This window comes from Streptomyces composti, from assembly GCF_012034205.1.
Taxonomy (GTDB): Bacteria; Actinomycetota; Actinomycetes; order Streptomycetales; family Streptomycetaceae; genus Streptomyces; species Streptomyces composti.
In genome coordinates, this window is record NZ_JAATEM010000001.1 from 186,317 (window position 1) to 211,226 (window position 24,910).

Here is a 24,910-nt window from a genome sequence, read left to right on the forward strand (position 1 = left end):
CTGATGTCTCATGCAGAAGTGTCACTTCCTCACGCGGCGCCGGGCGTTGCTGGCCGGCGCCGCCTCCATGGGGGCCGCCGCGCTGGCCGGAGCGCTCGCCACCGGCACCGGCAGGAGGACGGCCGCACCGGCGGCGCCCGCGGCCGGCGCCCAGGCCGCCCGCAGCCCGCTCAAGCCGTCCGCGTACCGCCTCCAGCCGCTCACCGGATACGGCCCGCCGCGCGCCGTGCCCGGCCGGACCCCCGTGCGCAGCGCACCGCTGCTGCGCATGACCGGGCGCGGCAACACCATGGTCCTGACCTTCGACGACGGCCCCGACCCCCGCTACACCCCCGACATCCTCGACACCCTGGCCGCGTACGACGTGCGGGCGATGTTCTTCGTGTGCGGGGAGATGGCCACCGAGCACCGGGACCTGCTGGCCCGGATGGCCGACGAGGGCCATGTCGTCGGCAACCACACCTGGTCCCACCCGCTGCTGACCAGCCTGAGCCGCAGCCGCATCCGCGCCGAGATGGAGCGCACCTGCGAGGTCGTCGAGAAGGCCTACGGCGAGCCCCCGCAGTGGTTCCGGGCCCCCTACGGCGCCTGGAACCGCGCCACCTTCCAGCTCGGTGCGGAACTCGGCATGGAACCCCTCGCCTGGACCGTCGACACCCTCGACTGGACCACGCCGGGCACCCGCACCATCGTCGAACGGGTGGAGAACGGCGCCGCCCCCGGCGTCGTGGTGCTCTCCCACGACGCCGGGGGCGAACGCTCCCAGAGTGTCCGGGCGCTGCGCGACTATCTGCCCCAGCTGCTCGACTCCGGCTACCACATCGGCGTGCCCCGCCGGCAGTACGTCTGAGCCCGCCGGCCCTCGCCCTCTTCTGCCCGCAGGCCCTCTCCGCCCGCCCGGTGCGAGCCCTCAGCGGACCTCGACCAGGCGGGCGAAGACCACCACATTGCCGTCGTAGCCCTCCTGCGGGGTAAACCCGCCGCCGCAGGTGATCACCCGCAGCTCCGGGGCGCCCTTGGAGGCGTACACCCGCTCACCGGGGAAGCTGTTCTTGGCGAACACCTCGACGCCGTAGATCTCGAACACGGCCGTCTTGCCGTCCCGCCGTGCGATCTCCACGCGCTGGCCCTTGTTCAGCGCGCCGAGCCCGTAGAAGACGGCCGGGCCCTGCTGGTTGTCGACATGGCCGACGACGACCGCGGTGCCCTTCTCGCCCGGAGTGACCGCGCCACTGAACCAGCCGGCCAGATTCGGGTCCTCCGGCGGCGGAGCGTCCACCCAGCCCTCGGCGTCCAGCCCCACCGGGATCATCGGCGCGTCCACATTGATCGCCGGGATCCGCACCCGGTCCGGCACCGCGAACGGCAGCGGAGCGGCCGTCCCCAGGGTGACCGCGGCGCCGGAGCGGGTGTCGGCGGCCGCCGCGCTGGCGGGCTGCGGCGGACCCTCGTCGAACTCCCCGGAGCCGTTGCGGATGAGCGCGAGCCCGGTGAGCAGCACCAGCGCTATCACGCCCCAGGGCGCGCGCTTCCTGGGGCGCTGCTCCTCTTCCGGTTCGCCCGCCTCGAAAGCAGACATTCACCTTCCCCTCTCGACCCGGCCGTCGCCGCGTCACTCGCGCATGGCCAAACGCTAAGTGCCGTGCGCACAACCGGCGACGGGGCAGCGGCGAACGGGTGGCCGGGGCACGCGGACGTGCGCCATCCGAGGCGGTCCGGCCGAAGATTTTCTGACGGTCCGTGACCTGCGGCGATAGCCGGTCGAGCGGTTCGGGCACGGGGCACGGCCTCACCGGGACGGACCATCGCCGACATGCGGGCCGGGGCACCGCACCCGACTGTCGTTGCGGGAGGCGCTTTCTCGCCGATCGACCGGGGACGGGACCCGGGGCGCCTTCCGCGGAGGAACACATGCGCAATCCACGTGCCCTCGCGGCCACCGGTGCCGCCGTCGCCGTCCTCGGGCTCGCCGCCCCGGCCGCACACGCCGACGGCGGCCAGGTCCCCGGACCGCACAACATCGTCGTGATGCCCAGCGTGATCGCCGCGGGCGGCCAGCTGACCATCACGGCCGACGGCTGCCCGCACGGCGGCCACGCCACGTCCGAGGCCTTCCACCGGACCGAGCTGACCCCGGTCGGCGGACGCAGCAGCACCGCCAAGGGCACCGCCACGGTCCACCCCGATGCCAGACCCGGCCGTTACGACGTCCACGTCCAGTGCTCCAACCGCAACCTGACCCGGCCCGCGGCCTTCACCGTCATCGGCGGTGTCCGAGGCGGCATCGGCGGCTCCAGCACCACCGGGGCGACCCCGACCGACATCGCCATCGGCGGCGCCCTGGTGACCGCCGCGCTGGCCGGCGGCGGCTTCTTCTGGATGCGCCGCCGCGCCGAGAAGCGGATCTGAGGCGCCGTCGGGCCGCGCCGCGCACGTGGGCCTCGCCCCGGAACCCCGGTGCGGTTCCGGGGCGCAGCCTTGCCGTCAGCCGCCGTCCTCGGTGCGCCCGCGCCGGGACATCCGGTAGGCCACCCCGAGCGCCCCCGCGACGAACACCGCGCCCAGCCCCACCCTGCCGAGGTCCGCCCCGGCGAGCGTGCCGCCCTCACCGGCGTGCACACCCTTGGGATGACGGCCGTCATGCCCCTCGGAGCGGTGCCCGTGTTCCTTGTCGACCGGGGAGGGCAGGGGCACCGGCGTACCGCCGACCACGGTCAGCACCGTGCTCCCGGTGGCGCCGTCACAGGTGAACGTCACCCGGTACTCCGCCCCGACCCGGGCGTCCCGGTCCACCACGGCCGTGGCCGTGGAACGCCGCGGCGGGATGGTCACCGTGTCGAACACGGCCGAGGAGACCTTCGCCCGCCCCTTGCACCCCCCGTCGTCCCGTTCCACCCGCAACCCCACCGTGTCCCCCGGCTCCACGATGTTCGGCTTCACCTCGAAACCGAACGGCGTGATGCCGCCGTCCAGGACCGGGGCCCGTCCGACGTGCGAGACGGCCGCCGGCGGGGCACCGGCGGCCGTCTCGGCACCGGCGACCGGTGCACTGGCGAGGGTGAGAGCGCCGGCGCCAGCCAGCGCGGCGGAAGCGACGCGTATCGCGTGCATGGTGAATCCTCCGGGTTCCGAGGAGCGGCTGCGGACCTGTTCCGCTCACGCCGTGAAAGCGCCTCGATGCCCGAAACGCTAGGAACCCGCGCCCCGGCGCGCGATCGCAGTAGAGCGAACGGGTCACACCCCTGAGCCGCCCGGGCGACCCGCACGGCGCGCCGCCCGCCTTCCCGGCCGGATCCGTGTCAGGGGCTCCTTGCGGCCGGACCCCGTCAGGAATGCAGAAGGTGCGGGAACAAGTAGCGGAGCGGTTCCGCGGATTCCGCTGCGTCTCTGCTGTACGGGGCGTCGAAGTCCCAGATGAGGAAGAGGAGGAAGGCGATCAGGGCGGAGAAGACGCCGGCGAGGATCAGCTCGCGGCCGGTGCGGCGGATCTGGAGGGCGAAGATCATGCCGATGGTGACCACCGCTCCGGTGAGGAGGCCGAACCACACCACGCCCGGCATGGTGTTGCCGGTCGACTCCGCGCGGGCGGTACGGGCCTGGTCGGCCGCGGTGACCTGGTCCAGCAGGGGCTGGTAGGCCTGGGCCTCGAAGTCGGTGCGGGGTTCGTAGTCGGTGACGTCGCGGCGCACCCGGTCCAGGAGCTCGGCGCCGCGCCCGGTCAACTCGCCCTCGTCGGCCATGCTGCGCCACTCCGAGGTGAGCACGTGCTCGACGTAGGCGTCGACGTCGTCACGGATGCGGTCGCGGACCTCGGACGGGTAGACCCGTACCCGCTCCTTGATCTCGTGCAGCGCCGCGGCCTCCGCCCGCACGTGGTCCTGCGCGGCGCTGCGTCCCTCCCAGACCCCCGCGATGGCGAGGCCCAGGACGATCGCGTACACCACGCCGATCCACATCGTCATGTACTCGATGACGTCCGGGGTCTCGCTGGTGTCCTCGTCGTCGGACGCCCTGCGGTGGCGTACGACGGTGATGACGACCACCACGAGACCGGCGGCCAGCATCGCGAGGGTGAGAACGAGCCATTCCGGCAAGGGGTCCTCCAGAGTCGGTCGGGATCAGCGCGGACGCAGGGCGGCCACGGCGACCGCCGCGGGCGCCGTGATCAGCAGGACGAAGGTCAGTGGTGACGTGGCCCTGCGGGAGGGCTGGCTGGGCCGGGCCGGACGGTGCGGCGGATAGCGCACCGGTGTCACGGACGGGCGGGGCTCGGGTGTGGCCGACGGGGCGGGCGTAGGGGGCGGGGGCGGCGTGGGTCGTGGTGTGGGTGTGGGGCCGGGCGGGGGTGGCGGCGCCGGGCGGGCCGCAGGGGGCGGTGGGGGAGCGGGGGCCGGTGTGGGGGTGGGCTTCGGCGGTGGCGGGGTCTTCGTGGGCGTCGGGTCGGGCGGAGGCGAGGGCGAAGGCGGTGGAGGTGGAGGGGGAGGAGGCGGTGGAGTGGGGGTGGGCGTGGGGGCCGGTGACGGGGAGCACGGCGGGACCGGCCAGGGCAGGCCCCCGGCGACCACCACCGCCTCGGTGCCCTCCGGCCCCGTCGAGGCGTACGCGCAGGCGTCGGCCACCGCCGCGCCCGGCGCACCCAGCAGTGCCCAGACCAGCGTGGTCGCGGCCAACGCCCGTGCGGCGAGCGCGGATCGGGTCGGTACGAGTCCTTGCACGGAGAGGATCATGGGTGGAGCCGGACCGGGCCACGCCGGAGTGCGCCAGGATTGCCCCGGATGAGGGAATGTCGCCGGAGAGCGGTACGGGGCGTCCACGGGGGCGGGGCGGGGTCTCCCCGGGCGCCGGCCACTCGCGTCACAAAAGAAGTCGGCCTCGCGTTGAACACAACAGGTGCTTCGGTGCGTACTCATCGTCGAGCGGCGGCACAGCAGGGCGCTGCAACACAACACCCTTGCGATGATGTGGAGTTGACGATGAAGACCTCCTGGCGGACCGCCTCGCTCGTGGCGAGCGCAGCGGCGGTGCTGGCCCTGACGACGGCCTGCGGTCAGGATGCTCCGCCGCCGGCCAGCAGCCAGAACGTGGGCGCGGCCGGATCCGGTGACTACGCCGGGGCCGGAAAGGCCCCCGGCGGAACGGCCGAGGCCTCGACCGCTCCCGACAACTCCGCCGGCAAGCTGACGGTGTCGACCAACGCCGAACTCGGCAAGGTGGTGACCGACGGCCTCGGCCGCACCCTGTACCGATTCGACCAGGATGTCGCCGAGCCGCCCAAGTCCAACTGCGACGGCGACTGCGCCAAGACCTGGCCGCCGGTGCCCGCCGACGACGCCACGGCCGGCGAGGGCATCGACAAGTCCCTCCTCGGCGAGGTGACACGTGCCGACGGCACCAAGCAGCTCACCATCGGCGGCTGGCCCGCCTACCGCTACGTGAAGGACATCAACGCCGGCGACGTCAAGGGCCAGGGCGTGGGCGGCAAGTGGTACGCGCTCAACCCCGAGGGCAAGAAGGCGCAGGCGGCCGAGCAGCTCGGCCTGTCCACCCGCAAGGACCCGAAGCTCGGCGAGATCGTGGTCGACAAGAACGGCATGACGGTCTACCGCTTCATGAAGGACGAGGCCTGGCCGAAGCCCGTCTCCGCGTGCAAGGGCGAGTGTCTGCAGAAGTGGCCGGTGGTCTCACCGGTGCCCTTCGAGGACACCAAGGGCATCCAGAAGAAGGGCTACATGACCTTCACCCGGCCCGACGGCGCCGACCAGCAGACCATCAACTGCTGGCCCATCTACACCTTCGCCGGTGACAAGAAGCCCGGCGACACCAACGGTCAGGGCGTGGGCGGCACCTGGTACGCCGTACGGCCCGACGGCAAGCCGGTCGGAGCGCAGGAGAAGTAGCAACCTCCCCAGGGTGTCGTCCACTCCGGCGCCCCGGCCACGGCCCGCCCCCCGCGCAACTGGCGCGGGGGGCGGGCCGTTTTGCCGAGCGGTGCGGTGAAAACGGCGGAACGGCCGAATGACCGGATTCTGGGTACTGATCCGGCATTCAGTATCCGCACGTGCCGCTGGCAGTGACCGGGAACGGACGGTCGATTTCCGGTTCTGGTCGCCGCCCGGGCGGGCGATCAGTAGCCTCCTGTCGAACACCGGATCGCCTACGCCTTGGAGTGATACATGGAGCGCCCCGCCTGGGCCCCACGGAGCATCGACATCACGGTGCCGAGCGTCGCCCGGATGTACGACTACTACCTGGGCGGATCGCACAACTTCGAGGTCGACCGGCAAGCGGCCCGCAAGGCCATGGAGTTCATGCCGGGACTGCCCAAAATCATGCAGGCGAACCGGGCGTTCATGCGGCGGGCGGTGCGGTACGCCGCCGGCGAGGGCATCACCCAGTTCCTGGACATCGGCTCCGGCATCCCCACCTTCGGCAATGTGCACGAGGTGGCGCAGGAGGCCGATCCGCGGGCCCGGGTGATGTACGTCGACCACGACCCGGTCGCCGTGGCCCACAGCCAGGCGGTGCTGGAGGGGAACGACCACGCGGACATCCTCGCCGCGGACCTCCGCAAGCCCCGTGAGATCCTCGAAAGCCCCGGCGTGCACCGGCTGATCGACCTGAATCGGCCAGTCGCGCTGCTTCTCGTTGCCATACTGCACTTCGTGGAAGACGCGGACGACCCGTACTCGGCGGTGGCCGAACTGCGCGAGGCCCTCGCGCCCGGCAGCCTGCTCGTGCTCACCCATGCCTCCTACGAGGGCATTCCGCTGCCGCCGGAGCGGGCCGGGGGAGCGGTGGACGTCTACAAGGACATCCGCAATCCGCTGATCATGCGCTCGCGCGAGGAGATCGCGCGGTTCTTCGAGGGGTACGACATGGTGGAACCGGGACTTGTGTCGCCGCCGCGCTGGAGGCCGGACTCTCCGCCGGAGGACGAGGATCCGTTCGCGTTCTCCGGTCTCGCGGGCGTGGGGCGCAAGGCGTGAGCGCACAGCCGGACGGGCCGGAGGACAGACTGCGCCGGTTCACCACGATCTGGAGCCGGGCGGTCTTCCCGGTGACCTCCACGTCGTCGACCCGGGCCGAGCTGGAGGAGCAACTGCTGCCGGCGGCACAGCGGTTGAGCGAGGCCCTCACCGCCCGGGTGTTCGACCCGGAGGCGGGACGGGCGGCCGGCGCCGCCCTGGTGGAGGCGCACTGCACCGACCCCGACGCACTCACCCGCACCCTGGACTGCCTGGACTCCTACCTGGTGCTCTACTGCGGCGGCGACGGGGACCGCGAGGACCTGCGGGCGCGCTGCGCACGGCTGCAGCACGCCCTGGCCGCCGGCTTCGCCGAGGCGCTGCGCCGGCGGACCCTGGCCGAGCAGGAGGCCATCGCCCAGGCCGCGTTGCGCGCCCAGGGCGTGGTGGCGCAGGCCCTGCACGCCACCGAGGCCCGGTTCCGCGCGGTGTTCGAGGGCGCGGCCATAGGGATCGGCATCGCCGACCTCGAGGGCAACGTCCTCCAGGTCAACGGGGCGCTGCTGCGCATGTTCGGGCAGAGCGAACAGGCGCTGCGCAGCCGCAGCATCCTGCAGTGGACCCACCCCGACGACGCCCCGCAGGTGTGGAAGCTCTACGAGGAGCTGGTGCGCGGCGAACGCGACCACTACCACGTGGAGAAGGCCTTCTACCGGCCTGACGGAACGGTCCTGTGGACCAACCTGACGGTCTCCCTGCTGCGGGACGCCGACGGCAACCCGCAGTACCAGCTGGCCCTCATGGAGGACACCACCGAGCGCCGGCTGCTCAATCTGCGGCTGCGCTACGAGGCCACCCACGACGCGCTCACCGGCCTGCCCAACCGCACCTTCTTCTTCGAGCGGCTCGAGAAGGCACTGGCCGCCGGCGAAGGACAGCGGTTCGGGCTGTGCTACCTGGACCTGGACGGCTTCAAGACCGTCAACGACAGCCTCGGCCACGCGGCCGGCGACCGGCTGCTGGTGGAGGTCGCCGACCGGCTCCAGTCCTGCGCCACCGCGCCCGGCGAGATGGTCGCCCGGCTCGGCGGCGACGAGTTCGTCGCGCTGACCACCGGCCCCGACACCCGGCGCAAGGTGGACGAGCTCGCCGCCCGCATCATGAACGTGCTGCTCGCCCCCATCAGCATCGACGGCCGGGAGCTGACCGTCCGCGGCAGCATCGGCATCGTCGAGGGGCCGGCGGGGGAGCGCAGCGCGGCGGAGGTGCTGCGCAGCGCGGACATCACCATGTACCGGGCCAAGTCCGCGGGCGGCAACCGCTTCGAGGTCGCCGACCCGGAGGCCGACGCCCGCGCCATCACCCGGCACGGGCTGACCACGGCGCTGCCCGCCGCCCTGGAACGCGGAGAGTTCTTCATCGAGTACCAGCCGCTGGTGCACCTCGGCGACGGCAGCGTGCGCGGCGCCGAGGCCCTGGTGCGCTGGCTGCACCCGCAGCACGGCGTGCTCTCCCCGGACCGCTTCATCCCGCTCGCCGAGCACACCGGTCTGATCGTGCCGCTCGGCCGCTGGGTGCTCGAGCAGTCGGTGCGCCAGGCCCGCGCCTGGCAGGAGCGCAACGGCGGCACCGAGGCCACGGGACCGCTCCGCATCAACGTCAACCTCTCGCCCTGCCAGCTCACGCACCCCGGGCTGGTCCAGGACACCGTGGAGATCCTGGAGCGCACCGGTGTGGAGCCGAGCGCCCTGTGTCTGGAGGTCACCGAGTCCGCCCTGATCGGCGCCGACGACGACCTGCTGAAACCGCTGCGCCGGCTGGCCGAGATGGGTGTCGACATCGCCCTGGACGACTTCGGCACCGGCTACTCCAACCTCGCCAATCTGCGCCGCCTCCCGGTGAGCGTGCTCAAGCTGGATCGCTCCTTCACCCAGAGCATGCAGCAGTTCCCGGCCGACCCGGTCGACCTGAAGATCGTGGAGGGCATCGTCTCCCTCGCCCACAGCCTCGACCTCGCGGTCACCGTGGAGGGCGTGGAGACCGGTGCTCAGGCCGAGCAGCTGCGGATACTGGGGTGCGACACGGCCCAGGGCTGGTACTACGCCCGGCCGGGTCCGCCCGAGCGGCTGCACGAGCTGACCCTGGCGGACGCGACCTCCTGAGGCGGCGTCTGCCGGCCGTGCCGGCGGGGCATCACCGCTCGAGCAGCATCCGCTGCAGCTCGCGTGCGGCTCGCGGCGGCGCCACGTCGCTGCGGTGCGCCAGGGCGATGGTGCGGTGCAGTCCAGGGCGTGCCAGCGGCGTGACCCGCAGCCCCCGTCCGGCGCGGGAGGCAACCATGCGCGGCACCACGGCGATGCCGAGACCGGCCCGGACGAAGCCCAGCACCGCGTCCATCTCGCCGCCCTCCACCGCGAAGGACGGCTCGAAACCGGCCGAGCGGCACGCCGCGACGGTCAGCTCGCGCAGGTCGTAGCCGTGGCGGAACATCACCAGGCGTTCGCCCTCCAGGTCGGCGATGCGCACCGAGCGCCTGCCGCCGCCCGGTCTGGGCGCGTCCGGGGAGGAGACCACCACCAGGTCCTCCCGCAGCAGCTCCACCGTGGTCAGCGCCGGTGACGGCGTCGGCAGCGGCAGCACCACCAGCGCCAGGTCGAGCGCACCGCGCGCCAGCTCACGCACCAGATCGTGCGAGCCGCTCTCCTCGATCAGCAGCCGGATGCCCGGATAGCGGTCGTGGAAGGCCCGCAGCACATCCGGCAGCAGACCCGTGCACAGGCTCGGCGTCGCCCCCAGACGCACCCGCCCGCTGCGCAGCTGCACCAGCTCCTGCACCTCGTGCCGTGCGGTCTCCGCGTCCGCCAGGATCCGCCGGGCCAGCGGCAGCAGCGCCTCACCCGCGTCGGTCAGCGTGATGTTGCCCCGCGCGCGCAGGAACAGATCCGCGCCCAGCTCCCGCTCCAGTGCCTTGATCTGCTGCGACAGCGAGGGCTGCGCCACATGCACCGCCTCGGCCGCCCGTGTGAAGTGCCGGGTCTCGGCGACCGCCACGAAGTACTGGAGCTGCTGGAACTGCATGCCCGCCATCGTAGCCCGCCCATAGGCAGTGCCTATCGGAACGAGCTGCACCATGTCTTGGACCGATGGGGCCCTTCGGCCCTAGCGTCTGATGACATGGCTCTGGCAACGCGGACGGACCGACGGCCGTCCATGGCACGCACCGTGTGGGACTCGACCGTCGGCAAGAAGACCGTGATGGCGGTCAGTGGACTGATCATGCTGCTGTACCTGGTCGTCCACATGCTCGGCAATCTGAAGATCTTCTTCGGGGCGGGCGAGTTCAACCACTACGCCCACTGGCTGCGCACCATCGGCGAGCCCTTCATGCACTACGAGTGGACGCTCTGGCTCGTCCGCGTCGTCCTCGTCCTCGCCGTCGTCGCGCACGCCGTCTCCGCGTACCAGCTCAGCCGCCGCGACATCAAGGCGCGCCCGAGCAAGTACGTCCACCGCAAGCCCCGTGCCAGCTATGCGACGCGCACCATGCGCTGGGGCGGGATCATCCTCGCCCTGTTCATCCTCTGGCACATCCTCGACCTGACCACCGGCACCGTGCACTCCGGCGGTTTCGAGAGCGGCAAGCCCTACCAGAACGTCGTGGACACCTTCTCCACCTGGTACGGCAACACCATCTACATCGTGGCGATGCTCGCCGTCGGCCTGCACATCCGGCACGGCTTCTGGGCCGCCGCGCAGACCCTCGGCGTGGGCAGCCGCACCCGCGACCGCGCCCTGAAGACCGTCGCCAACGTCCTCGCGCTGCTGCTCACGGCCGGTTTCGTCGCCGTGCCCGTGGGCGTCATGACCGGAGTGGTGAGCTGACCCATGACTTCCTACGCCGACTACACGACCGGCGAGCCGATCGCCGACACCAAGGCGCCCTCGGGCCCCATCCACGAGCGCTGGGACAAGCGCCGCTTCGAGGCCAAGCTGGTCAACCCCGCCAACCGGCGCAAGCACACCGTCATCGTGGTGGGCACCGGCCTCGCGGGCGGCTCGGCCGGCGCCACCCTCGCCGAACAGGGCTACAAGGTCATCCAGTTCTGCTACCAGGACTCCCCGCGCCGCGCCCACTCCATCGCCGCGCAGGGCGGCATCAACGCCGCCAAGAACTACCGCAACGACGGCGACTCGATCCAGCGCCTGTTCTACGACACCGTCAAGGGCGGCGACTTCCGCGCCCGCGAGTCCAACGTGCACCGCCTGGCGCAGATCTCCGTCGAGATCATCGACCAGTGCGTGGCCCAGGGCGTGCCCTTCGCCCGCGAGTACGGCGGCCTGCTCGACACCCGCTCCTTCGGCGGCGTCCAGGTCTCCCGCACCTTCTACGCCCGCGGCCAGACGGGCCAGCAGCTCCTCCTCGGCGCCTATCAGGCCCTCAGCCGGCAGATCGCCGCCGGCCAGGTGGAGATGCACCCGCGCACCGAGATGCTCGACCTGATCGTCATCGACGGACGCGCCCGCGGCATCGTCGCCCGGGACCTGATCACCGGGAAGATCGACACCTACTTCGCGGACGCCGTGGTCCTGGCCAGCGGCGGGTACGGCAACGTCTTCTACCTGTCGACCAACGCCATGAACTCCAACGCGACCGCCATCTGGCGGGCGCACCGGCGCGGCGCCTACTTCGCCAACCCCTGCTTCACCCAGATCCACCCCACCTGCATCCCGCGCACCGGCGACCACCAGTCCAAGCTCACCCTGATGAGCGAGTCGCTGCGCAACGACGGCCGCATCTGGGTGCCCAAGGCCAAGGGCGACACCCGGCCGCCCGACCAGATCCCCGAGGACGAGCGCGACTACTACCTGGAGCGCATCTACCCGTCCTTCGGCAACCTGGTCCCCCGGGACATCGCCTCCCGCGCCGCGAAGAACGTCTGCGACGAGGGCAGGGGAGTGGGCCCCGGCGGCCAGGGCGTCTACCTGGACTTCGCCGACGCCATCAAGCGCATGGGCCGCAAGGCGGTCGAGGCCAAGTACGGCAACCTCTTCGACATGTACCAGCGGATCACCGACGAGGATCCGTACGAGGTGCCGATGCGGATCTACCCCGCCGTGCACTACACGATGGGCGGCCTGTGGGTCGACTACGACCTGCAGACCACCATTCCGGGCCTGTTCGCCATCGGCGAGGCGAACTTCTCCGACCACGGAGCCAACCGGCTCGGCGCGTCCGCGCTGATGCAGGGCCTGGCCGACGGCTACTTCGTGCTGCCCGCCACCATCAACGACTACCTGGCGCGCAACCCGCACAAGGACGACGTCGACGCCACCCACCCCGCGGTCCGCGAGGCCGTCTCCGGGACCGAGGAGCGGCTGCGCAGGCTGCTGGCCGTCGACGGCGACCGCACGCCCGACTCCTTCCACCGCGAACTCGGCGAGCTGATGTGGGAGTTCTGCGGCATGGCGCGCAACGACACCGGGCTGCGCAAGGCCCTGGAGCGCATCCCGCAGATCCGCGAGGAGTTCTGGCGGCGCATCAAGGTGCCCGGCACCGGCGAGGAGTTCAACCAGTCGCTGGAGAAGGCGAACCGCGTCGTGGACTACCTGGAGCTCGCCGAGCTGATGTGTCTCGACGCGCTGCACCGCACCGAGTCCTGCGGCGGTCACTTCCGGGAGGAGTCCCAGACGCCCGACGGCGAGGCCGCCCGCAAGGACGACGAGTTCGCCTACGCGGCCGCCTGGGAGTTCACCGGCACGGGCTCCGCCCCCGTCCTGCACAAGGAAGACCTGGTCTTCGAGTACGTCCACCCCACTCAGCGGAGCTACGCATGAAGCTCACCCTGCGCGTCTGGCGGCAGAAGAACGCCGACGCCGAAGGTGCCATGTCCACGTACGAGGTGGACGGCATCTCGCCCGACATGTCGTTCCTGGAGATGCTCGACACCCTCAACGAGGAACTCATCCTGCGCGGTGAGGACCCCGTGGCATTCGACCACGACTGCCGCGAGGGCATCTGCGGCGCCTGCTCGCTGGTCATCAACGGCGAGGCCCACGGCCCCGAGCGGACCACCACGTGCCAGCTGCACATGAGGGCCTTCAAGGACGGCGACACCATCGACATCGAGCCGTGGCGGGCCGCCGCCTTCCCGGTGATCAAGGACCTGGTGGTGGACCGGTCGGCGTTCGACCGGATCATCCAGGCCGGCGGCTACATCACGGCTCCCACCGGCTCCGCGCCGGAGGCGCACGCCACCCCCGTGCCCAAGCCGGACGCCGACTACGCCTTCGAGCACGCCGAGTGCATCGGCTGCGGCGCCTGCGTGGCCGCCTGCCCCAACGGGGCGGCGATGCTGTTCACCTCGGCCAAGATCAACCACCTCAGTGTGCTGCCGCAGGGCGCTCCGGAGCGGGAGACCCGCGTGCTGGACATGGTGGCGCAGATGGACGAGGAGGGCTTCGGCGGCTGCACCCTCACCGGCGAGTGCGCCACCGCCTGCCCCAAGGGCATCCCGCTGACGTCCATCACCAGCATGAACAAGGAGTGGCTGCGCGCCACCCGCAAGGCCGGCAAGCGGTGACCCGCCGGCGCGCGGGCCGCCGCGGCGGCTGATCACAGACGTTCGCCGAACGGTGCGGACGGGCGGGGCCGGGTGTGGTGCTCATCCCGGCCCCGTCTGGTGTCCGCCCACCGGGATCCCCGCCGTGAGCCGGCCGGGCGGACGCCTCACCGGCCGTCGCCCGCCCGGCCCGCGATCCGGGCCAGCCGGCGGTAGGAGTCCAGCAGCGCCGCACGGTCGTAGGTGCTCGTGGTGACGAGGACCTCCTGGGCCCCGGTCTCCCTGAGCACCGTCGCCAGCTGGTCCGCGACCTCCTCCTCGGTGCCGGCGATGTGACCGGTCAGCGCCGCCTCGTAGAAGTCGCGCTCCCGGTCGCTCATCCGCAGGGCCTCGACCCGTTCGGCGGGCGGCAGCGGCGGGAAGGTGCCGCGGGTGCGCGAGTACGCCATCGACCAGGCCTCCGGGATCAGCAGCCGCCGGGCGTCCTCGGCCGTGGCCGCCACGGCGACCGTGCCCGAGATCACGACGTAGGGCTCGCTCGCCCAGGCGGACGGCCGGAACCGCGCCCGGTAGGTCTCGATGCCGCGCAGCATCCGCTCACGGCTGCGCAGATCGCCGATCACCATGGGCAGCCCGGCCCGGGCGGCGATGGCGGCGCCCTCGCCCATGGCGAGCACGAACGGCGGTACGGCAAGCCCTTCGGACGGGCGGGCGTGCACGTCGGTGGGGGACGTGCCGCGGAACCAGCCGAGCAGCTCGTCGAGCTGGGCGGCGAAGTCCTCGGCGTCCGCCTTGCCGCGGCCGAGCGCCTTGCGCACCCCGTTCGTGAAACCGACCGAGCGGCCCAGACCCATGTCGATCCGCCCGGGGAACAGGGACTCCAGCACGCCGAACTGCTCGGCGACGACCAGCGGCCGGTGGTTGGGCAGCATCACCCCGCCCGTGCCCACCCGGATCGTCCGGGTCGCCGCCGCCACCGCCGCGGCCAGCACGGTCGGCGCCGAACCCGCCACTCCGGGCACACCGTGGTGCTCGGACACCCAGAACCGGTGATACCCGAGCCGTTCGGCCTCCTGCGCCAGCCGCACGGTGTCCCGCAGTGCCTCGGGGCCGGTGTGGCCCTCGCGGGTACGGGAGCGGTCGAGGACGGAGAAACGGGCCGAGGCGATCACGGAGCTCATGCACGGTTCAACACCGGTCGCGCCCCAGGATTCCGCACCCGGCGCCGCTGTGCCCGCCCTCACGGGGAGACCGGTCCGCCCCGGCCGGGGTATCGGTTGTCTAGGCTGGCGGTGTGACCGACAGCAGCAGGCGGCCGCTGGCCGTGTTCGACCTGGACAACACGCTCGCCGACACCGCGCACCGGCAGCACTTCCTCGAGCGCAGGCCACGCGACTGGGACGGGTTCTTCGCCGCCGCCCCGCAGGATCCGCCGCTCGCCGAGGGCGTCGCCATGGTGCGGGAGAGCGCCCGCGCGTGCGAGATCGTCTACCTCACCGGGCGCCCCGAGCGCTGCCGTCGGGACACGCTGGACTGGCTCCGCGAGCACGGACTGCCCGAGGGCGCCCTGTACATGCGCGGGGACGCCGACCGCCGGCCCGCTCGCCACACCAAGCTCGCCGTGCTGCGCCGGCTCGCCCGCGGCCGGGAGATCAGGGTGCTGGTCGACGACGACGAGCTGGTCTGCGCGGACGCCCGGCGCGCCGGGTTCACCGTGCTGCAGGCCCGCTGGGCGAACCCGTCGGACGCGCTCGAGATTGCTCAGGAGCGCGAGGGCCGCACCTGACGCCGTCCCGCGGCGGTACGCGGAGCCGGACCCCCGGTCGCCGGGCGGTCCGTGCGGACTACTCGCTCTCCTCCAGGCGGAAGCCGACCTTGAGGCCCACCTGATAGTGCGCGATCCGGCCGTCCTCGATCTGGCCGCGTACCTGGGTCACCTCGAACCAGTCCAGATTGCGCAGCGTCTGTGCGGCGCGCTCGATGCCGTTGCGGACGGCCTGGTCGACCCCGTCGGGCGAGGTGCCGTAGATCTCGGTGACCCGGTAGGTGTGGTTCGACATGCGGGTGCTCCTCTCCGTGGCGGCTCCCACCGGGCCCGGCGGTGCCGCCTGTGTCACACATCACTCCACGGTGCCCCAAGCCGTGCCCGGGCGCGAGGCGTCGGCTCCGTTCGCCCGACGGCCCTTGACCCTGCGCATTGGTCCATACCAAGATGCTCGAAACCCGTACGAGCGCACCCGCTCTCCCCCCACGTCGGGACCACCCTGTCCGCCAGACAGAGAACAGGACCCCCACGTGAGACGTCGACTGCTCGCCCTCGCCTGTGCGTTCACCGCTCTGCTCGGAGGCTGCGGGCTGATGCCGGGAGGCGAGGCATTCGGACGGCGCACCGTCACGGTGTGGCTGATGCGGCACAGCGCCTCCCAGGACTTCCTCGACCGGTTCACCGAGGACTTCGAACGCGCCCACCCGGACCTCGAGCTCGACATCCGCATCCAGGAGTGGACCGGCATCGGCGAGAAGATCCAGGCCGCGCTGGCGGGCCGGGGCGAGGACGGCCCCGACGTCATCGAGGTCGGCAACACCCAGGTGGCCCAGTACGCCGAGGGCGGCAAGCTGCGGGACCTCACCCTGGAGGCGCTGCGCGACTGGGACCCGGACAAGGACTGGCTGCCCGGCCTGGCCGAACCCGGCCGCTGGGGCTCCCGCTAGTACGGCATCCCCTGGTACGCGGCCAACCGGGTGGTCATCCACCGCAAGGACCTCTTCCGCAAGGCCGGTGTCACCGCACCGCCCAGGACCCAGGAGGAGTGGCTCACGGTCACCGAGAAGCTGAACAGCGGCGGCAACCAGGGGATCTACCTGGCCGGGCAGGACTGGTACACGCTCGCCGGGTTCATCTGGGAGGCGGGAGGCGAACTCGCCGAGGAACGCGGCGGAGTCTGGCGGGGCACGCTGGACTCGGCCGAGGCGCTGCGCGGCATGGACTTCTACCGCCGCCTCCAGGCGCTCGGCGAAGGGCCGGCCGACACCGACGAGGAGCACCCGCCGCAGGCCGAGGTGTTCGCCGAGGGCTCCGTGGCGCAGATCGTGGCCGTGCCGGGACTGGCCCGGGTCATCGTGCAGCAGAACCCGGAACTGGAGGGCGAGCTGGGCTACTTCCCCGTCCCCGGCCGCACCGCGGGCAGGCCCGGCGCCGTGTTCACCGGCGGCTCGGACCTCGTCGTCCCGGCCGCCGCCGGCGAACCGGACGGCGCCATCGAGGTGGTCACCGCGCTGGCCGGGAAGAAGTGGAACACCGAGCTGGCCCGCACCATGAACTACGTGCCCAACAAGACCACCCTCGCCGCAGCCGTGGCCGGCGAGGAGGCCGTCGCGGCCATGGCGGCCGGCGCGGCCCGGGGCCGCGCCACGCCCATCACGCCCGACTGGGGGGTCGTCGAGGCCGACAACCCGATCAAGGAGTACATGACCGCGGTGCTCACCGGAGGCGACCCGGCGATGGAGGCCGAGCGCGCCTCCCGCCGCATCACCGCGGCCCTCACCGGGGACTGACCGGACCGACCCGCGGGACGGCGCGTGGCCGCCCCGTCGGCCGGTGGACCGTGCGCGGTGCGTGGCCGCCCCGCCGGGGCGCACCGCCCGGCGCCCCAGCGGTCGGCGCACCGAGGCCGGCGCCCCGCCGGCCGGTGTACGTGTCCGGTGCCCGCCGGCCGGCACACCGCGCTCGCCGTGTGGCCGCCCGGTCCGGGGCGCACGGTGCCCGGCACCCCTGCCGGCCGGCCCACCGTGTTCGGCGCGCCGTCCTCCGCACCCGTCATCGGCGCACGATGCTCAGCGACAGCGCGAAGCGTCCCTCCGCATCCGTCCACCAGCGGCTCAGTTCCAGCCCCGCGGCGGCCAGTTCGGCACGCACTCCCTCCCCGCGGAACTTCGCCGACACCTCGGTGCGCAGCTCCTCGCCCGCCGCGAAGTCCACGGCGAGATCCAGCGCGGGCACCTTCACCGTCTGCGCCGTGCGGGAACGCAGCCGCATCTCGATCCACTCCCGCTCGGCGTCCCAGAGGGCGACGTGCTCGAAGGCGGCCGGGTCGAAGTCGGCGCCCAGCTCCCGGTTGATCACGGTCAGCACGTTCTTGTTGAACGCGGCGGTCACCCCGGCCTCGTCGTCGTACGCGCGCACCAGCACCTGCTCGTCCTTGACCAGGTCGGTGCCGAGCAGCAGACCGTCGCCCGGCGCCAGCAGCGCGTGCACGGAGGCCAGGAACGCGGCCCGTTCGCCGGGCAGGAGATTGCCGATGGTGCCGCCGAGGAACGCCACGAGCCGCGGCCCCGGAGCGTCCGGCAGCGTGAGCCGGCCGGTGAAGTCGGCGATCAGAGCGTGCACGTCGAGGCCGGGGCGCTCGGCCGTCAGCGCCCGGCCGGCCTGGCGGAGCGCGCTCTCGCTGACGTCGACGGGTATGTAGGTGTGCAACTCGGTGAGGGCGCCGAGCAGCAGCCGCGTCTTCTCCGAGGAGCCGGAGCCCAGCTCCACCAGGGTGCGGGCGCCGGCCGCGGCGGCGATCTCGCCCGCGCGGGCGGACAGGATCTCCCGCTCGGCCCGCGTGGGGTAGTACTCGGGGAGCCGGGTGATCTTCTCGAACAGTTCGCTGCCGTGGGCGTCGTAGAACCACTTCGGCGGCAGCGTCCTGGGGTCGCCGGTCAGGCCGTGCAGGACGTCGGCGCGCAGGGCCGCGCCGGTGGCGTCCTCGGGCAGGGTGCGGGTGATGCGGAACGGACTCACGTACTCGGCTCCTTCGGTGACGCGGCTCGGGCGGGGGCGGCCGCCAGGGCGCCGGCCGGCTGGTGCAGGGGGGTGAGCAGCACCTCGGTGCGGCTCGCGGTGAGCAGGGTGCGGTCCGGGACCTCCTGCCAGTGCGGGTCGTCGTCGTAGGGCTCGGAGGCCACCACGGTGCCGCCGCCGGGACGGACCAGGTACCACAGGGTGTCGCCCCAGGCGGTGGCCGAGACGGTGCCACCGTCGGTGAGCAGCAGATTGAGCCGGGCGGCGGGGGCGGCCCCGGCCACCTCGAGGACCGTGTCGCCGAGCGCCTGCCCGTCCGGGGTGCCGGACCGCAGCCGGGCCAGCACCAGGGCCCACACGAACGCCGAGTCGTTGCGGGCCTCCAGCGACAGCAGCTGCTCGGGCGGCAGCGCGGACACCAGCGGCGCGAGGCTGCCCGGCCAGCCGGGGACCGCCCCGTTGTGGCTGAACAGCCAGGTCCCCGCGGCGAACGGCGCCGCGGCCGCCTCCGCGTCCGCGCCCGCGAGCGTGGCGTCCCGCACGGCCGCCAGCAGCGCCCGGGTGCGCACCACCCGGGCGAGATCGGCGAACGACAGGTCCGCCCAGACCGGCCCGGCCCGCCGGTACCGGGCCGGTACCGGATCGCCCGGCGCGTACCAGCCGACGCCGAAGCCGTCGGCGTTGACCGTGCCGTAGCGCTGGCGGCGCGGCGCCCACGACTGCCGGTACAGGCCGTGCGGCGGTTCCACGAGCAGCCGCCCCAGCGGCTCCTCCGGCCCCACGTAGGCCACATGACGGCACATCAGACGTCCTCCGAGCGTGCGGTGCGGAAGCCGGAGAAGATCTGCCGCCGGATCGGATAGTCCCAGTTGCGGAACGTGCCCCGGCAGGCCACCGGGTCCACCGCGAACGAACCGCCGCGCAGCACCTTGTAGTCGGAGCCGAAGAACACCTCCGAGTACTCCCGGTACGGGAACGCCTGGAAGCCCGGGTACGGCAGGAAGTCGCTCGCCGTCCACTCCCAGACGTCGCCGATCAGCTGCCGCACCCCGAGCGGCGACGCACCGGCCGGATAGCTGCCGGCGGGCGCCGGACGCAGATGCCGCTGGCCGAGGTTGGCGTGCTCGGGGCCCGGGTCGGCGTCGCCCCACGGGTAGCGCATCGAGCGGTCGCCGGCCGGGTCGTACCGCGCGGCCTTCTCCCACTCGGCCTCGGTGGGCAGCCGCCGCCCGGCCCAGCGGGCGTAGGCGTCCGCCTCGTACCAGCACACGTGCAGCACCGGTTCGTCGGGCGGGACCACCTCGGTGAGGCCGAAGCGCCTGCGGAGCCACTGGCCGCCGTCCAGACGCCAGAACAGCGGCGCGGTGATGGAGTTGCGGCGGATGTGCGCCCAGCCCTCCGGGGTCCACCAGCGCGGGTCCCGGTAGCCGCCGTCCTCGACGAACGCCAGATAGGCGGCGTTGGTCACCGGGGTGGTGTCGATCCAGAACGGCGCCACCTCCCGCACATGCGCGGGCCGTTCGTTGTCCAGCGCCCACGGCTCGGTGGAGGTGCCCATGGTGAAAGGACCGCCCGGCACCAGCACCTCGGACGGTCCGGCGAACAGCGGCACCGGATCCGGGTCGGGCGCCGTCAGCGCCTGCGGGCCCTTGCGCAGCTGGTGGGTGATCAGCATCGTCTCGTCGTGCTGCTGCTCGTGCTGCGCGATCATCCCGAAGGCGAAACCTGCCTCGGTCAGCCGGGTCCCGTCGAACGCGGCGCTCTCCAGCACGTCCAGCGCCCGGCCGCGCACCTCGGCGGCGTAGCGGCGGGCCTCGTCCGGCGGCAGCAGCGGCAGCCTCGGGCGTTCGGCGCGCGGGTGCTCGAAAGCGTCGTAGAGGCTGTCGATCTCGGGCCGTAGCGCCTCCTGCCCGGCGACGGCCCGCAGCAGCCACTGCTCCTCCTGGTTGCCGATGTGCGCCAGGTCCCACACCAGCGGGGACATCAGCGGCGAGTGCTGGGCGGTCAGATCCGGCTCGTCCACGCACTCGGTCAGCAGGGTGGTGCGGTCGCGGGCGGTGACCAGCGAGGTGACCGCGCGCTCGCGCAGGGTCTCGGTGCCGGGGGCGAGGTCGGTCATGAGCTCAGGTCCTTCCCGTACGGGGACTTCCCGGCGTGGAGCGCGTCGAGCAGGTCGTCGGCGGGACAGCGCCCCCGCCTGACATGGCGGTCCTCGAACGCCGCCACGGCGTCCACCACCTCACCCGTGGCGCCCAGCCGGGGCAGGGCCTCCAGAGCCGCCGCGAAGCACACGGCGGCGGTCTCGCGCAGCTCAGGGTCGGCGAGGCCGACACGGGCCGCGTCGCGCCACAGCGGATTGTGCGGGGCCGGCCGGCCCAGCGTCCGCTCGGTCAGCGGCTTCACCGCCCGGTAGGCGGTCTCGGCGGCCTGCGGATCGTCGAACAGCGCCGCCGTCACCGCGAGCGGCACGATCCAGCCGTCGTCACCGGGCTGCGCGTCGATCATCCGCAGCTCCAGATGCCCCCGCGGCCGGACCGGCGGGAACAGGGTCGTGGCGTGGTAGTCGAGATCCTCCCGGGTGGGCGGCCTGGGCCGCCGGGACCTGGTCCACTCCCGGAAGGTCAGCGCATCCGGCACCGCCCACGGACCGCGTTCCCCCCGTACGCACATCACCGGCGCGTCGAGCACATGCCGGGCCCACGCGCCGCGCGGGTCGGCGTCCAGCGGGGGACCGCCGGCGCGGCCGGATCCGATCTGCGCCCAGCGCAGCTGCCGGGTGGACAGCCAGCCGGTGGCCCGGCGGCCGGCCAGCGGGGAGTTGGCGAACACGGCGACCAGGACCGCGCCGAGCTGGTGCGCCAGCCACCAGCGCCGCACATGGCCCAGGGGGCCGGGCTCCTCGTACCCGGCGTCCACACAGACCTGCACCGAGGCGGAGGTGCACATCATGGCCCGGCCGGCCGGGCCCTCCCGGTCGAGGCAGGCCTCCATGGCGTCGTAGCGCGGTTCACGCAGGTAACGGCGGGGCGGGTGCCAGGGGTCGTGGCCCAGGCCGACCAGTCGCAGACCGTCCTCGCGCAGTACCGCGCGCACGGCCTCGAGGTCGGCGGCGACGACGCCCACACACTCGGTCAGTGACCCGGCGGGCGGCGAGCTCAGCTCCAGCTGGCCGCCGGGCTCCACGGTGAGTGCCGAGCCGAGGGGCAGCGTCCGCAGTGCGGCATAGGCCGCTTCGAGTCGCTCGCGGGAGACGGGGAGCTGCGGGCCGCGCAGCTCGTGAACGAGCCATTCCACCTCGACTCCGAGGCGGCTCGGCGGTCCGGTCTTGAAGCAGATGCCGCGGACCAGGGCGTCCGCCTCCGCCTCGGTGACGGCGTCAGGCGGGTCGGTACAGCCACCTGCCGATGCAGACATGTCGGGATCCTCCTGAGATACCACCATGCCGGTCGGGGCTCGGTGGGCCCGGCCGGCAGCGACGCGTCCCACCCAAGACGGCGGGCGCGCCGGGCACAAGGGCGCCTGCGGGCGCGTTCCCGGTCTGTCACACTCCTCTCCAGGCTTCTGGCCTGGGCTTTCTCCGGCGTTCCCGGCTCCCGGCGGGGAGGGAAACTGCGTTGCGCCGCCTCCCCAGGATCACCCAGGATGCGTGCATGAGCACGACGAGAGAGATCGCGCGGCTCTCGCCCACGCCGCGCACGGGGGTCGGGGCGTGAGCGGGCGCCTGCGCGATCTCGCACGCGAGACGGAGCGGATCGTTGCCGCAGGGCGCTACCGCGCGCCTGACGGGCGCGAGGTGTCCCTCCGGACGGAGCTCGACGCCGCCCTCGCCGGGACCCGGCTGTACGGCCCGGAACCGGTACCGGTGCCGCCGTTCCGTTCCGTCGCCACCCGGTTCGAGGTGACCGGCGAGAGCAGCCTCGGGGCCGCGCGCCGCCTCGCCTCCGACACCGGGAACGGCACGCCCGCCGTACTGAACTTCGCCTCCGCCCGCAACCCGGGAGGCGGCTACCTCAACGGCGCCAAGGCCCAGGAGGAGGCCCTGTGCCGTGCCTCCGCCCTGTACGCCTGCCTGCTGCGCGCCCCCGGGTACTACGAGCACCACCGCGCCGTCCGCGACCCCTTCTACTCGGACCGCGTCATCCACTCACCGGGTGTGCCCGTCTTCCGCGACGACCGCGGCGTGCTCCTGAGCGAGCCGTTCACCGCGGGCTTCCTCACCTCGCCCGCACCCAACGCGGGCGTCGTCCTGCGCACCGCCCCGGAGCGCGCGGCCGGGCTGCCCCGCGCCCTCGCGGTCCGCGCCGAGCGGGTCCTGGAGACCGCGGCCGCCCACGGCTACCGCGCCCTCGTGCCGGGCGCCTGGGGCTGCGGCGTGTTCCGCAACGACCCCGCACAGGTGGCCGGCGCGTTCCGTGCCCTCCTCGGGCCGGGCGGACGCTTCGCGGGCGCGTTCGCACACGTGGTCTTCGCCATCCTGGACCGGCGCGGCGAGACCCGCGGGGTCTTCGACCGCGTCCTTGCCGACCTGACGCGCGCGGACGCCGCCCCGGCCTCAGCCGCAGCCGGGCCTCAGCTCCAGCCGTAGCGCTCCCGCAGACGGTGGCGGACCAGGTCGAAGCGCACGCGGTCCAGGGCGCACGCCTCGCGGCGCATGCCCTCGTTGTGCAGGCGCAGCACCCGGTCGAGGGCCACCCAGGACGCCCGGCCCGAGCGGTCCCAGGGACCGCTGCCGATCGGTACCCAGTCGCGGTCGCCGTCGTGGTCCTTGCTGGACAGCTGCACCGCGAGCAGCGTCCCCGCCGCCTCGCGGGCCACCACCAGCACCGGCCGGTCCTTGCCCCGGCCGTCCCGTTCCTCGTAGGGGACCCAGGTCCAGACGATCTCCCCGGGATCGGGGTCGCCGTCGTACGCGGGCGAGTACTCGGTGCGCACCCGGCCCACCTCACGGGGGTCGGCCTCGGTGGTCGCGCTCGGGCCGTAACGGCCGGGGAAGTTCTCAGGGCTGTAGGCGGTCACAGTCGTACCGTACGCGGACGTGCGTGAACGCCGGCCGCCGGGTAACCCGGAGAGCGGTGGGGTCCGGCAGGGACGGCCGGGCCCCGCCCCGTCCCCGGACGACGCACCACCGCTGGGAGCTCGCTGTGACCACCGCACTGATCGTCATCGACATGATCAACACCTACGATCACCAGGACGCCGAGCAGCTGATCCCCACCGCCGAACCCGTCGTCCCGGTCATCGCCGGCCTGCTGAAACGCGCCCGCCGCCGCGACGTCCCGGTCATCTACGTCAACGACAACTTCGGCGAGTGGCGCTCGCACCACGGCGAGCTGCTGGAGAAGGCCCTGGCCGGACCGCACGCCCGGCTCGTCGAACCGCTGCGCCCCGACGACTCCTCCCTCTTCGTCGTCAAGGCCCGGCACTCGATCTTCTTCGAGACCCCGCTGGACTACCTGCTGAGCCAGCAGGGCATCGACGAACTGGTGCTGTGCGGGCAGGTCACCGAGCAGTGCGTCCTCTACTCCTCGCTGGACGCCCACATCCGCCACTACCAGGTCGTCGTCCCGCGCGACGCCGTCGCGCACATCCACGCCGACCTCGCCGACGCGGCGCTGCGCATGATGGAACGGAACATGGGTGCCAAGGTGTGCGAGAGCGGAGATCTGTGGAAGTGAACCGTCCCGAGGACCCCGGATCCCCCGGATCCCCCGGATCCCCCGGGTCTCCCGGCGTCCCCGTCGAGCTGCGGCCCTACCTGACCGAGCTGGTCGGACGGACCCGTGCCGTCTGCGGAGCGGACCTGGTGAGCGTGCTCGCCGTCGGCTCCGTCGCGCTCGGGGACTACCGGCACGGACGCAGCGATGTCGACGTGACCGTCGTGGTGGCACCCGGCCTCCCTGCCCCGGCCCTGACGGAGCTGGCCGGCGCCCTGCGCCACCCCGGCCTGCGGTGCCCCGCCGCCGGGCTCGAACTGGTCGTCTACGACGCGGACTTCGCGGCCCGTCCGTCCGGTGAGGCCGGATACCTCCTCGACCTCAACACCGGCGACGGACTGCCCGGCAAGGTCAGCTGCGACCCGGCCGGGGCCCAGCCCTTCTGGTACGTCATAGACCGCTCCGTGGCACGGCAGTGCGGGCTGGCGCTGTACGGCCCGCCGGCCCGCCGGGTGGTCGCCGCGCCCGAACACCCGGTACTGCTCGGCGCACTTCGCGCCTCCGTTCGCGAACACGAGGAGGGCGAGGGACACTTGGCGGACAACCGGGTGCTCAACGGCTGCCGCTCCCTGATGTTCTGCCGCACCGGCCGCTGGCTGCCCAAGCGCCGGGCCGCCACGGCGGTGGCCGGGGCCGAGCCGGCCTTCCGGGCCCTGCTCGCGGCCGCCCTGCGCAGCTTCGAACGCCCGCGCGCCGAGGCGCTCCCGCTGCCGAGGGACGAGGTGCGGGCCTTCCTGAAGCGGGTGGCCGAGGGAGTGGAGGAGGCACGGGCGGCGGCAGCCGGCGGCGCAGCACCGCGCTGACCGGCCGCTGACCTGCCCGGCTTCGCGCCCTCAGGGGTCACCGGCGCCCGTCGTGCCGCCTCGCCGACAAGCGGAACGCGCCCCT

The 24,910-nt window shown here is 73.0% G+C and carries 24 protein-coding genes and 1 pseudogene; 13 read left to right on the top strand and 12 right to left on the bottom strand.

Annotated features, from left to right (window positions below; genetic code table 11):
* Window positions 1-10: 10 nt before the first annotated feature.
* Window positions 11-850: a polysaccharide deacetylase family protein gene (locus HCJ93_RS00795; RefSeq protein WP_167990104.1), complete on the top strand. Its 840-nt coding sequence runs from the start codon at window positions 11-13 to the stop codon at window positions 848-850.
* Window positions 851-910: 60 nt separating this feature from the next.
* Here the strand turns inward: HCJ93_RS00795 and HCJ93_RS00800 are convergent, their stop codons facing one another.
* Window positions 911-1,579 (bottom strand): class F sortase, encoded by a 669-nt coding sequence (locus HCJ93_RS00800; RefSeq protein WP_167990106.1) that lies wholly within the window; start codon window positions 1,577-1,579, stop codon window positions 911-913.
* A gap of 332 nt (window positions 1,580-1,911) precedes the next feature.
* Here HCJ93_RS00800 and HCJ93_RS00805 point away from each other — a divergent pair, with 332 nt between their 5' ends.
* Window positions 1,912-2,409 (top strand): hypothetical protein, encoded by a 498-nt coding sequence (locus HCJ93_RS00805; protein WP_167990108.1) that lies wholly within the window; start codon window positions 1,912-1,914, stop codon window positions 2,407-2,409.
* Between the two features lie 75 nt (window positions 2,410-2,484).
* Here HCJ93_RS00805 and HCJ93_RS00810 read toward each other — a convergent pair whose 3' ends face one another.
* The 3 genes from HCJ93_RS00810 to HCJ93_RS29805 form a co-directional block, all read right to left on the bottom strand.
* A complete protein-coding gene (locus tag HCJ93_RS00810) occupies window positions 2,485-3,111 on the bottom strand; it encodes a hypothetical protein (RefSeq protein WP_167990110.1) in 627 nt (208 codons plus the stop codon).
* Between the two features lie 215 nt (window positions 3,112-3,326).
* Window positions 3,327-4,064, bottom strand: coding sequence for a bestrophin-like domain (locus HCJ93_RS00815; protein WP_167990387.1), 738 nt, complete (start codon window positions 4,062-4,064; stop codon window positions 3,327-3,329).
* A 54-nt stretch (window positions 4,065-4,118) separates the two neighbouring features.
* On the bottom strand, window positions 4,119-4,247 hold the full coding sequence (locus tag HCJ93_RS29805) for a hypothetical protein (protein ID WP_277350662.1): 129 nt from the start codon (window positions 4,245-4,247) through the stop codon (window positions 4,119-4,121).
* A 726-nt stretch (window positions 4,248-4,973) separates the two neighbouring features.
* Between HCJ93_RS29805 and HCJ93_RS00820 the strand changes: the two genes are divergently transcribed.
* The 3 genes from HCJ93_RS00820 to HCJ93_RS00830 all read left to right on the top strand — a co-directional run bounded on the left by HCJ93_RS00820 (window position 4,974) and on the right by HCJ93_RS00830 (window position 9,127).
* Window positions 4,974-5,897: an SCO0930 family lipoprotein gene (locus tag HCJ93_RS00820; RefSeq protein WP_167990388.1), complete on the top strand. Its 924-nt coding sequence runs from the start codon at window positions 4,974-4,976 to the stop codon at window positions 5,895-5,897.
* 276 nt (window positions 5,898-6,173) lie between these two features.
* A complete protein-coding gene (locus HCJ93_RS00825) occupies window positions 6,174-6,986 on the top strand; it encodes an SAM-dependent methyltransferase (protein ID WP_167990112.1) in 813 nt (270 codons plus the stop codon).
* A complete protein-coding gene (locus HCJ93_RS00830) occupies window positions 6,983-9,127 on the top strand; it encodes a putative bifunctional diguanylate cyclase/phosphodiesterase (RefSeq protein WP_167990114.1) in 2,145 nt (714 codons plus the stop codon). Before HCJ93_RS00825 ends, HCJ93_RS00830 begins: the two co-directional genes overlap by 4 nt.
* 31 nt (window positions 9,128-9,158) lie before the next feature.
* Here HCJ93_RS00830 and HCJ93_RS00835 read toward each other — a convergent pair whose 3' ends face one another.
* Complete coding sequence (locus HCJ93_RS00835) at window positions 9,159-10,043, bottom strand: LysR family transcriptional regulator (RefSeq protein WP_167990116.1); 885 nt, start codon at window positions 10,041-10,043, stop codon at window positions 9,159-9,161.
* A gap of 132 nt (window positions 10,044-10,175) precedes the next feature.
* Here HCJ93_RS00835 and HCJ93_RS00840 point away from each other — a divergent pair, with 132 nt between their 5' ends.
* The 3 genes from HCJ93_RS00840 to HCJ93_RS00850 are packed head-to-tail and all read left to right on the top strand — an operon-like array spanning window position 10,176 to window position 13,546.
* Window positions 10,176-10,847: a succinate dehydrogenase gene (locus HCJ93_RS00840; RefSeq protein WP_167990118.1), complete on the top strand. Its 672-nt coding sequence runs from the start codon at window positions 10,176-10,178 to the stop codon at window positions 10,845-10,847.
* A 3-nt stretch (window positions 10,848-10,850) separates the two neighbouring features.
* A complete protein-coding gene (locus HCJ93_RS00845; RefSeq protein ID WP_167990120.1) occupies window positions 10,851-12,800 on the top strand; it encodes a fumarate reductase/succinate dehydrogenase flavoprotein subunit in 1,950 nt (649 codons plus the stop codon).
* Window positions 12,797-13,546, top strand: a complete 750-nt coding sequence (locus HCJ93_RS00850; RefSeq protein WP_167990122.1) for a succinate dehydrogenase/fumarate reductase iron-sulfur subunit — start codon at window positions 12,797-12,799, stop codon at window positions 13,544-13,546. Before HCJ93_RS00845 ends, HCJ93_RS00850 begins: the two co-directional genes overlap by 4 nt.
* Window positions 13,547-13,692: 146 nt before the next feature.
* On the opposite strand, the gene HCJ93_RS00855 is transcribed toward HCJ93_RS00850, so the two are convergent.
* On the bottom strand, window positions 13,693-14,706 hold the full coding sequence (locus HCJ93_RS00855) for an LLM class flavin-dependent oxidoreductase (RefSeq protein ID WP_167990124.1): 1,014 nt from the start codon (window positions 14,704-14,706) through the stop codon (window positions 13,693-13,695).
* A gap of 113 nt (window positions 14,707-14,819) precedes the next feature.
* On the opposite strand from HCJ93_RS00855, the gene HCJ93_RS00860 reads away from it, so the two are divergent.
* The gene (locus HCJ93_RS00860; protein ID WP_167990126.1) at window positions 14,820-15,311 is read left to right on the top strand and encodes a phosphatase domain-containing protein; all 492 of its coding nucleotides are present in this window, start codon (window positions 14,820-14,822) and stop codon (window positions 15,309-15,311) included.
* Between the two features lie 58 nt (window positions 15,312-15,369).
* On the opposite strand, the gene HCJ93_RS00865 is transcribed toward HCJ93_RS00860, so the two are convergent.
* On the bottom strand, window positions 15,370-15,585 hold the full coding sequence (locus tag HCJ93_RS00865; protein ID WP_167990127.1) for a dodecin: 216 nt from the start codon (window positions 15,583-15,585) through the stop codon (window positions 15,370-15,372).
* 235 nt (window positions 15,586-15,820) lie between these two features.
* Between HCJ93_RS00865 and HCJ93_RS00870 the strand changes: the two are divergent.
* Window positions 15,821-17,080: pseudogene (locus tag HCJ93_RS00870) on the top strand (extracellular solute-binding protein).
* A gap of 262 nt (window positions 17,081-17,342) precedes the next feature.
* Here HCJ93_RS00870 and egtD read toward each other — a convergent pair.
* The 4 genes from egtD to egtA are packed head-to-tail and all read right to left on the bottom strand — an operon-like array spanning window position 17,343 to window position 21,722.
* Window positions 17,343-18,308 carry an L-histidine N(alpha)-methyltransferase gene (gene egtD, locus HCJ93_RS00875; RefSeq protein ID WP_167990129.1) on the bottom strand — a complete coding sequence of 322 codons (966 nt, stop codon included), beginning with the start codon at window positions 18,306-18,308 and terminating at the stop codon, window positions 17,343-17,345.
* Window positions 18,305-19,111, bottom strand: coding sequence for an ergothioneine biosynthesis protein EgtC (egtC, locus tag HCJ93_RS00880; protein WP_167990130.1), 807 nt, complete (start codon window positions 19,109-19,111; stop codon window positions 18,305-18,307). The genes egtD and egtC overlap by 4 nt, the downstream gene beginning before the upstream one ends.
* The gene (gene egtB / locus HCJ93_RS00885) at window positions 19,111-20,427 is read right to left on the bottom strand and encodes an ergothioneine biosynthesis protein EgtB (protein WP_167990132.1); all 1,317 of its coding nucleotides are present in this window, start codon (window positions 20,425-20,427) and stop codon (window positions 19,111-19,113) included. The genes egtC and egtB overlap by 1 nt, the downstream gene beginning before the upstream one ends.
* Entirely contained in the window at window positions 20,424-21,722 is a 1,299-nt protein-coding gene (egtA, locus tag HCJ93_RS00890) for an ergothioneine biosynthesis glutamate--cysteine ligase EgtA (protein ID WP_167990133.1), read from the bottom strand. The genes egtB and egtA overlap by 4 nt, the downstream gene beginning before the upstream one ends.
* Window positions 21,723-22,017: 295 nt before the next feature.
* Between egtA and HCJ93_RS00895 the strand changes: the two genes are divergently transcribed.
* Window positions 22,018-22,893, top strand: coding sequence for a TIGR02452 family protein (locus HCJ93_RS00895; RefSeq protein ID WP_167990135.1), 876 nt, complete (start codon window positions 22,018-22,020; stop codon window positions 22,891-22,893).
* On the opposite strand, the gene HCJ93_RS00900 is transcribed toward HCJ93_RS00895, so the two are convergent.
* On the bottom strand, window positions 22,878-23,324 hold the full coding sequence (locus HCJ93_RS00900; protein WP_167990137.1) for a type II toxin-antitoxin system PemK/MazF family toxin: 447 nt from the start codon (window positions 23,322-23,324) through the stop codon (window positions 22,878-22,880). The genes HCJ93_RS00895 and HCJ93_RS00900 overlap by 16 nt on opposite strands.
* Window positions 23,325-23,449: 125 nt before the next feature.
* On the opposite strand from HCJ93_RS00900, the gene HCJ93_RS00905 reads away from it, so the two are divergent.
* Window positions 23,450-23,983, top strand: coding sequence for a cysteine hydrolase family protein (locus HCJ93_RS00905; RefSeq protein WP_309141280.1), 534 nt, complete (start codon window positions 23,450-23,452; stop codon window positions 23,981-23,983).
* Window positions 23,980-24,825, top strand: coding sequence for an aminoglycoside adenylyltransferase domain-containing protein (locus HCJ93_RS00910; protein ID WP_167990140.1), 846 nt, complete (start codon window positions 23,980-23,982; stop codon window positions 24,823-24,825). Before HCJ93_RS00905 ends, HCJ93_RS00910 begins: the two co-directional genes overlap by 4 nt.
* Window positions 24,826-24,910 lie beyond the last annotated feature (85 nt).

Bases quoted from the DNA above. Each gene is read 5' to 3' on its own strand.
- HCJ93_RS00815 (WP_167990387.1), bottom strand. From the start codon at position 4,064: ATGCTGGCCGCCGGTCTCGTGGTGGTCGTCATCACCGTCGTACGCCAC.
- HCJ93_RS00865 (WP_167990127.1), bottom strand. From the start codon at position 15,585: ATGTCGAACCACACCTACCGGGTCACCGAGATCTACGGCACCTCGCCC.
- HCJ93_RS00795 (WP_167990104.1), top strand. From the start codon at position 11: ATGCAGAAGTGTCACTTCCTCACGCGGCGCCGGGCGTTGCTGGCCGGC.
- egtB (WP_167990132.1), bottom strand. From the start codon at position 20,427: ATGACCGACCTCGCCCCCGGCACCGAGACCCTGCGCGAGCGCGCGGTC.
- HCJ93_RS00825 (WP_167990112.1), top strand. From the start codon at position 6,174: ATGGAGCGCCCCGCCTGGGCCCCACGGAGCATCGACATCACGGTGCCG.
- HCJ93_RS00800 (WP_167990106.1), bottom strand. From the start codon at position 1,579: ATGTCTGCTTTCGAGGCGGGCGAACCGGAAGAGGAGCAGCGCCCCAGG.
- HCJ93_RS00845 (WP_167990120.1), top strand. From the start codon at position 10,851: ATGACTTCCTACGCCGACTACACGACCGGCGAGCCGATCGCCGACACC.
- HCJ93_RS00840 (WP_167990118.1), top strand. From the start codon at position 10,176: ATGGCACGCACCGTGTGGGACTCGACCGTCGGCAAGAAGACCGTGATG.
- egtA (WP_167990133.1), bottom strand. From the start codon at position 21,722: ATGTCTGCATCGGCAGGTGGCTGTACCGACCCGCCTGACGCCGTCACC.
- egtC (WP_167990130.1), bottom strand. From the start codon at position 19,111: ATGTGCCGTCATGTGGCCTACGTGGGGCCGGAGGAGCCGCTGGGGCGG.
- HCJ93_RS00855 (WP_167990124.1), bottom strand. From the start codon at position 14,706: ATGAGCTCCGTGATCGCCTCGGCCCGTTTCTCCGTCCTCGACCGCTCC.
- HCJ93_RS00820 (WP_167990388.1), top strand. From the start codon at position 4,974: ATGAAGACCTCCTGGCGGACCGCCTCGCTCGTGGCGAGCGCAGCGGCG.
- HCJ93_RS00805 (WP_167990108.1), top strand. From the start codon at position 1,912: ATGCGCAATCCACGTGCCCTCGCGGCCACCGGTGCCGCCGTCGCCGTC.
- HCJ93_RS00850 (WP_167990122.1), top strand. From the start codon at position 12,797: ATGAAGCTCACCCTGCGCGTCTGGCGGCAGAAGAACGCCGACGCCGAA.
- HCJ93_RS00810 (WP_167990110.1), bottom strand. From the start codon at position 3,111: ATGCACGCGATACGCGTCGCTTCCGCCGCGCTGGCTGGCGCCGGCGCT.
- HCJ93_RS00835 (WP_167990116.1), bottom strand. From the start codon at position 10,043: ATGCAGTTCCAGCAGCTCCAGTACTTCGTGGCGGTCGCCGAGACCCGG.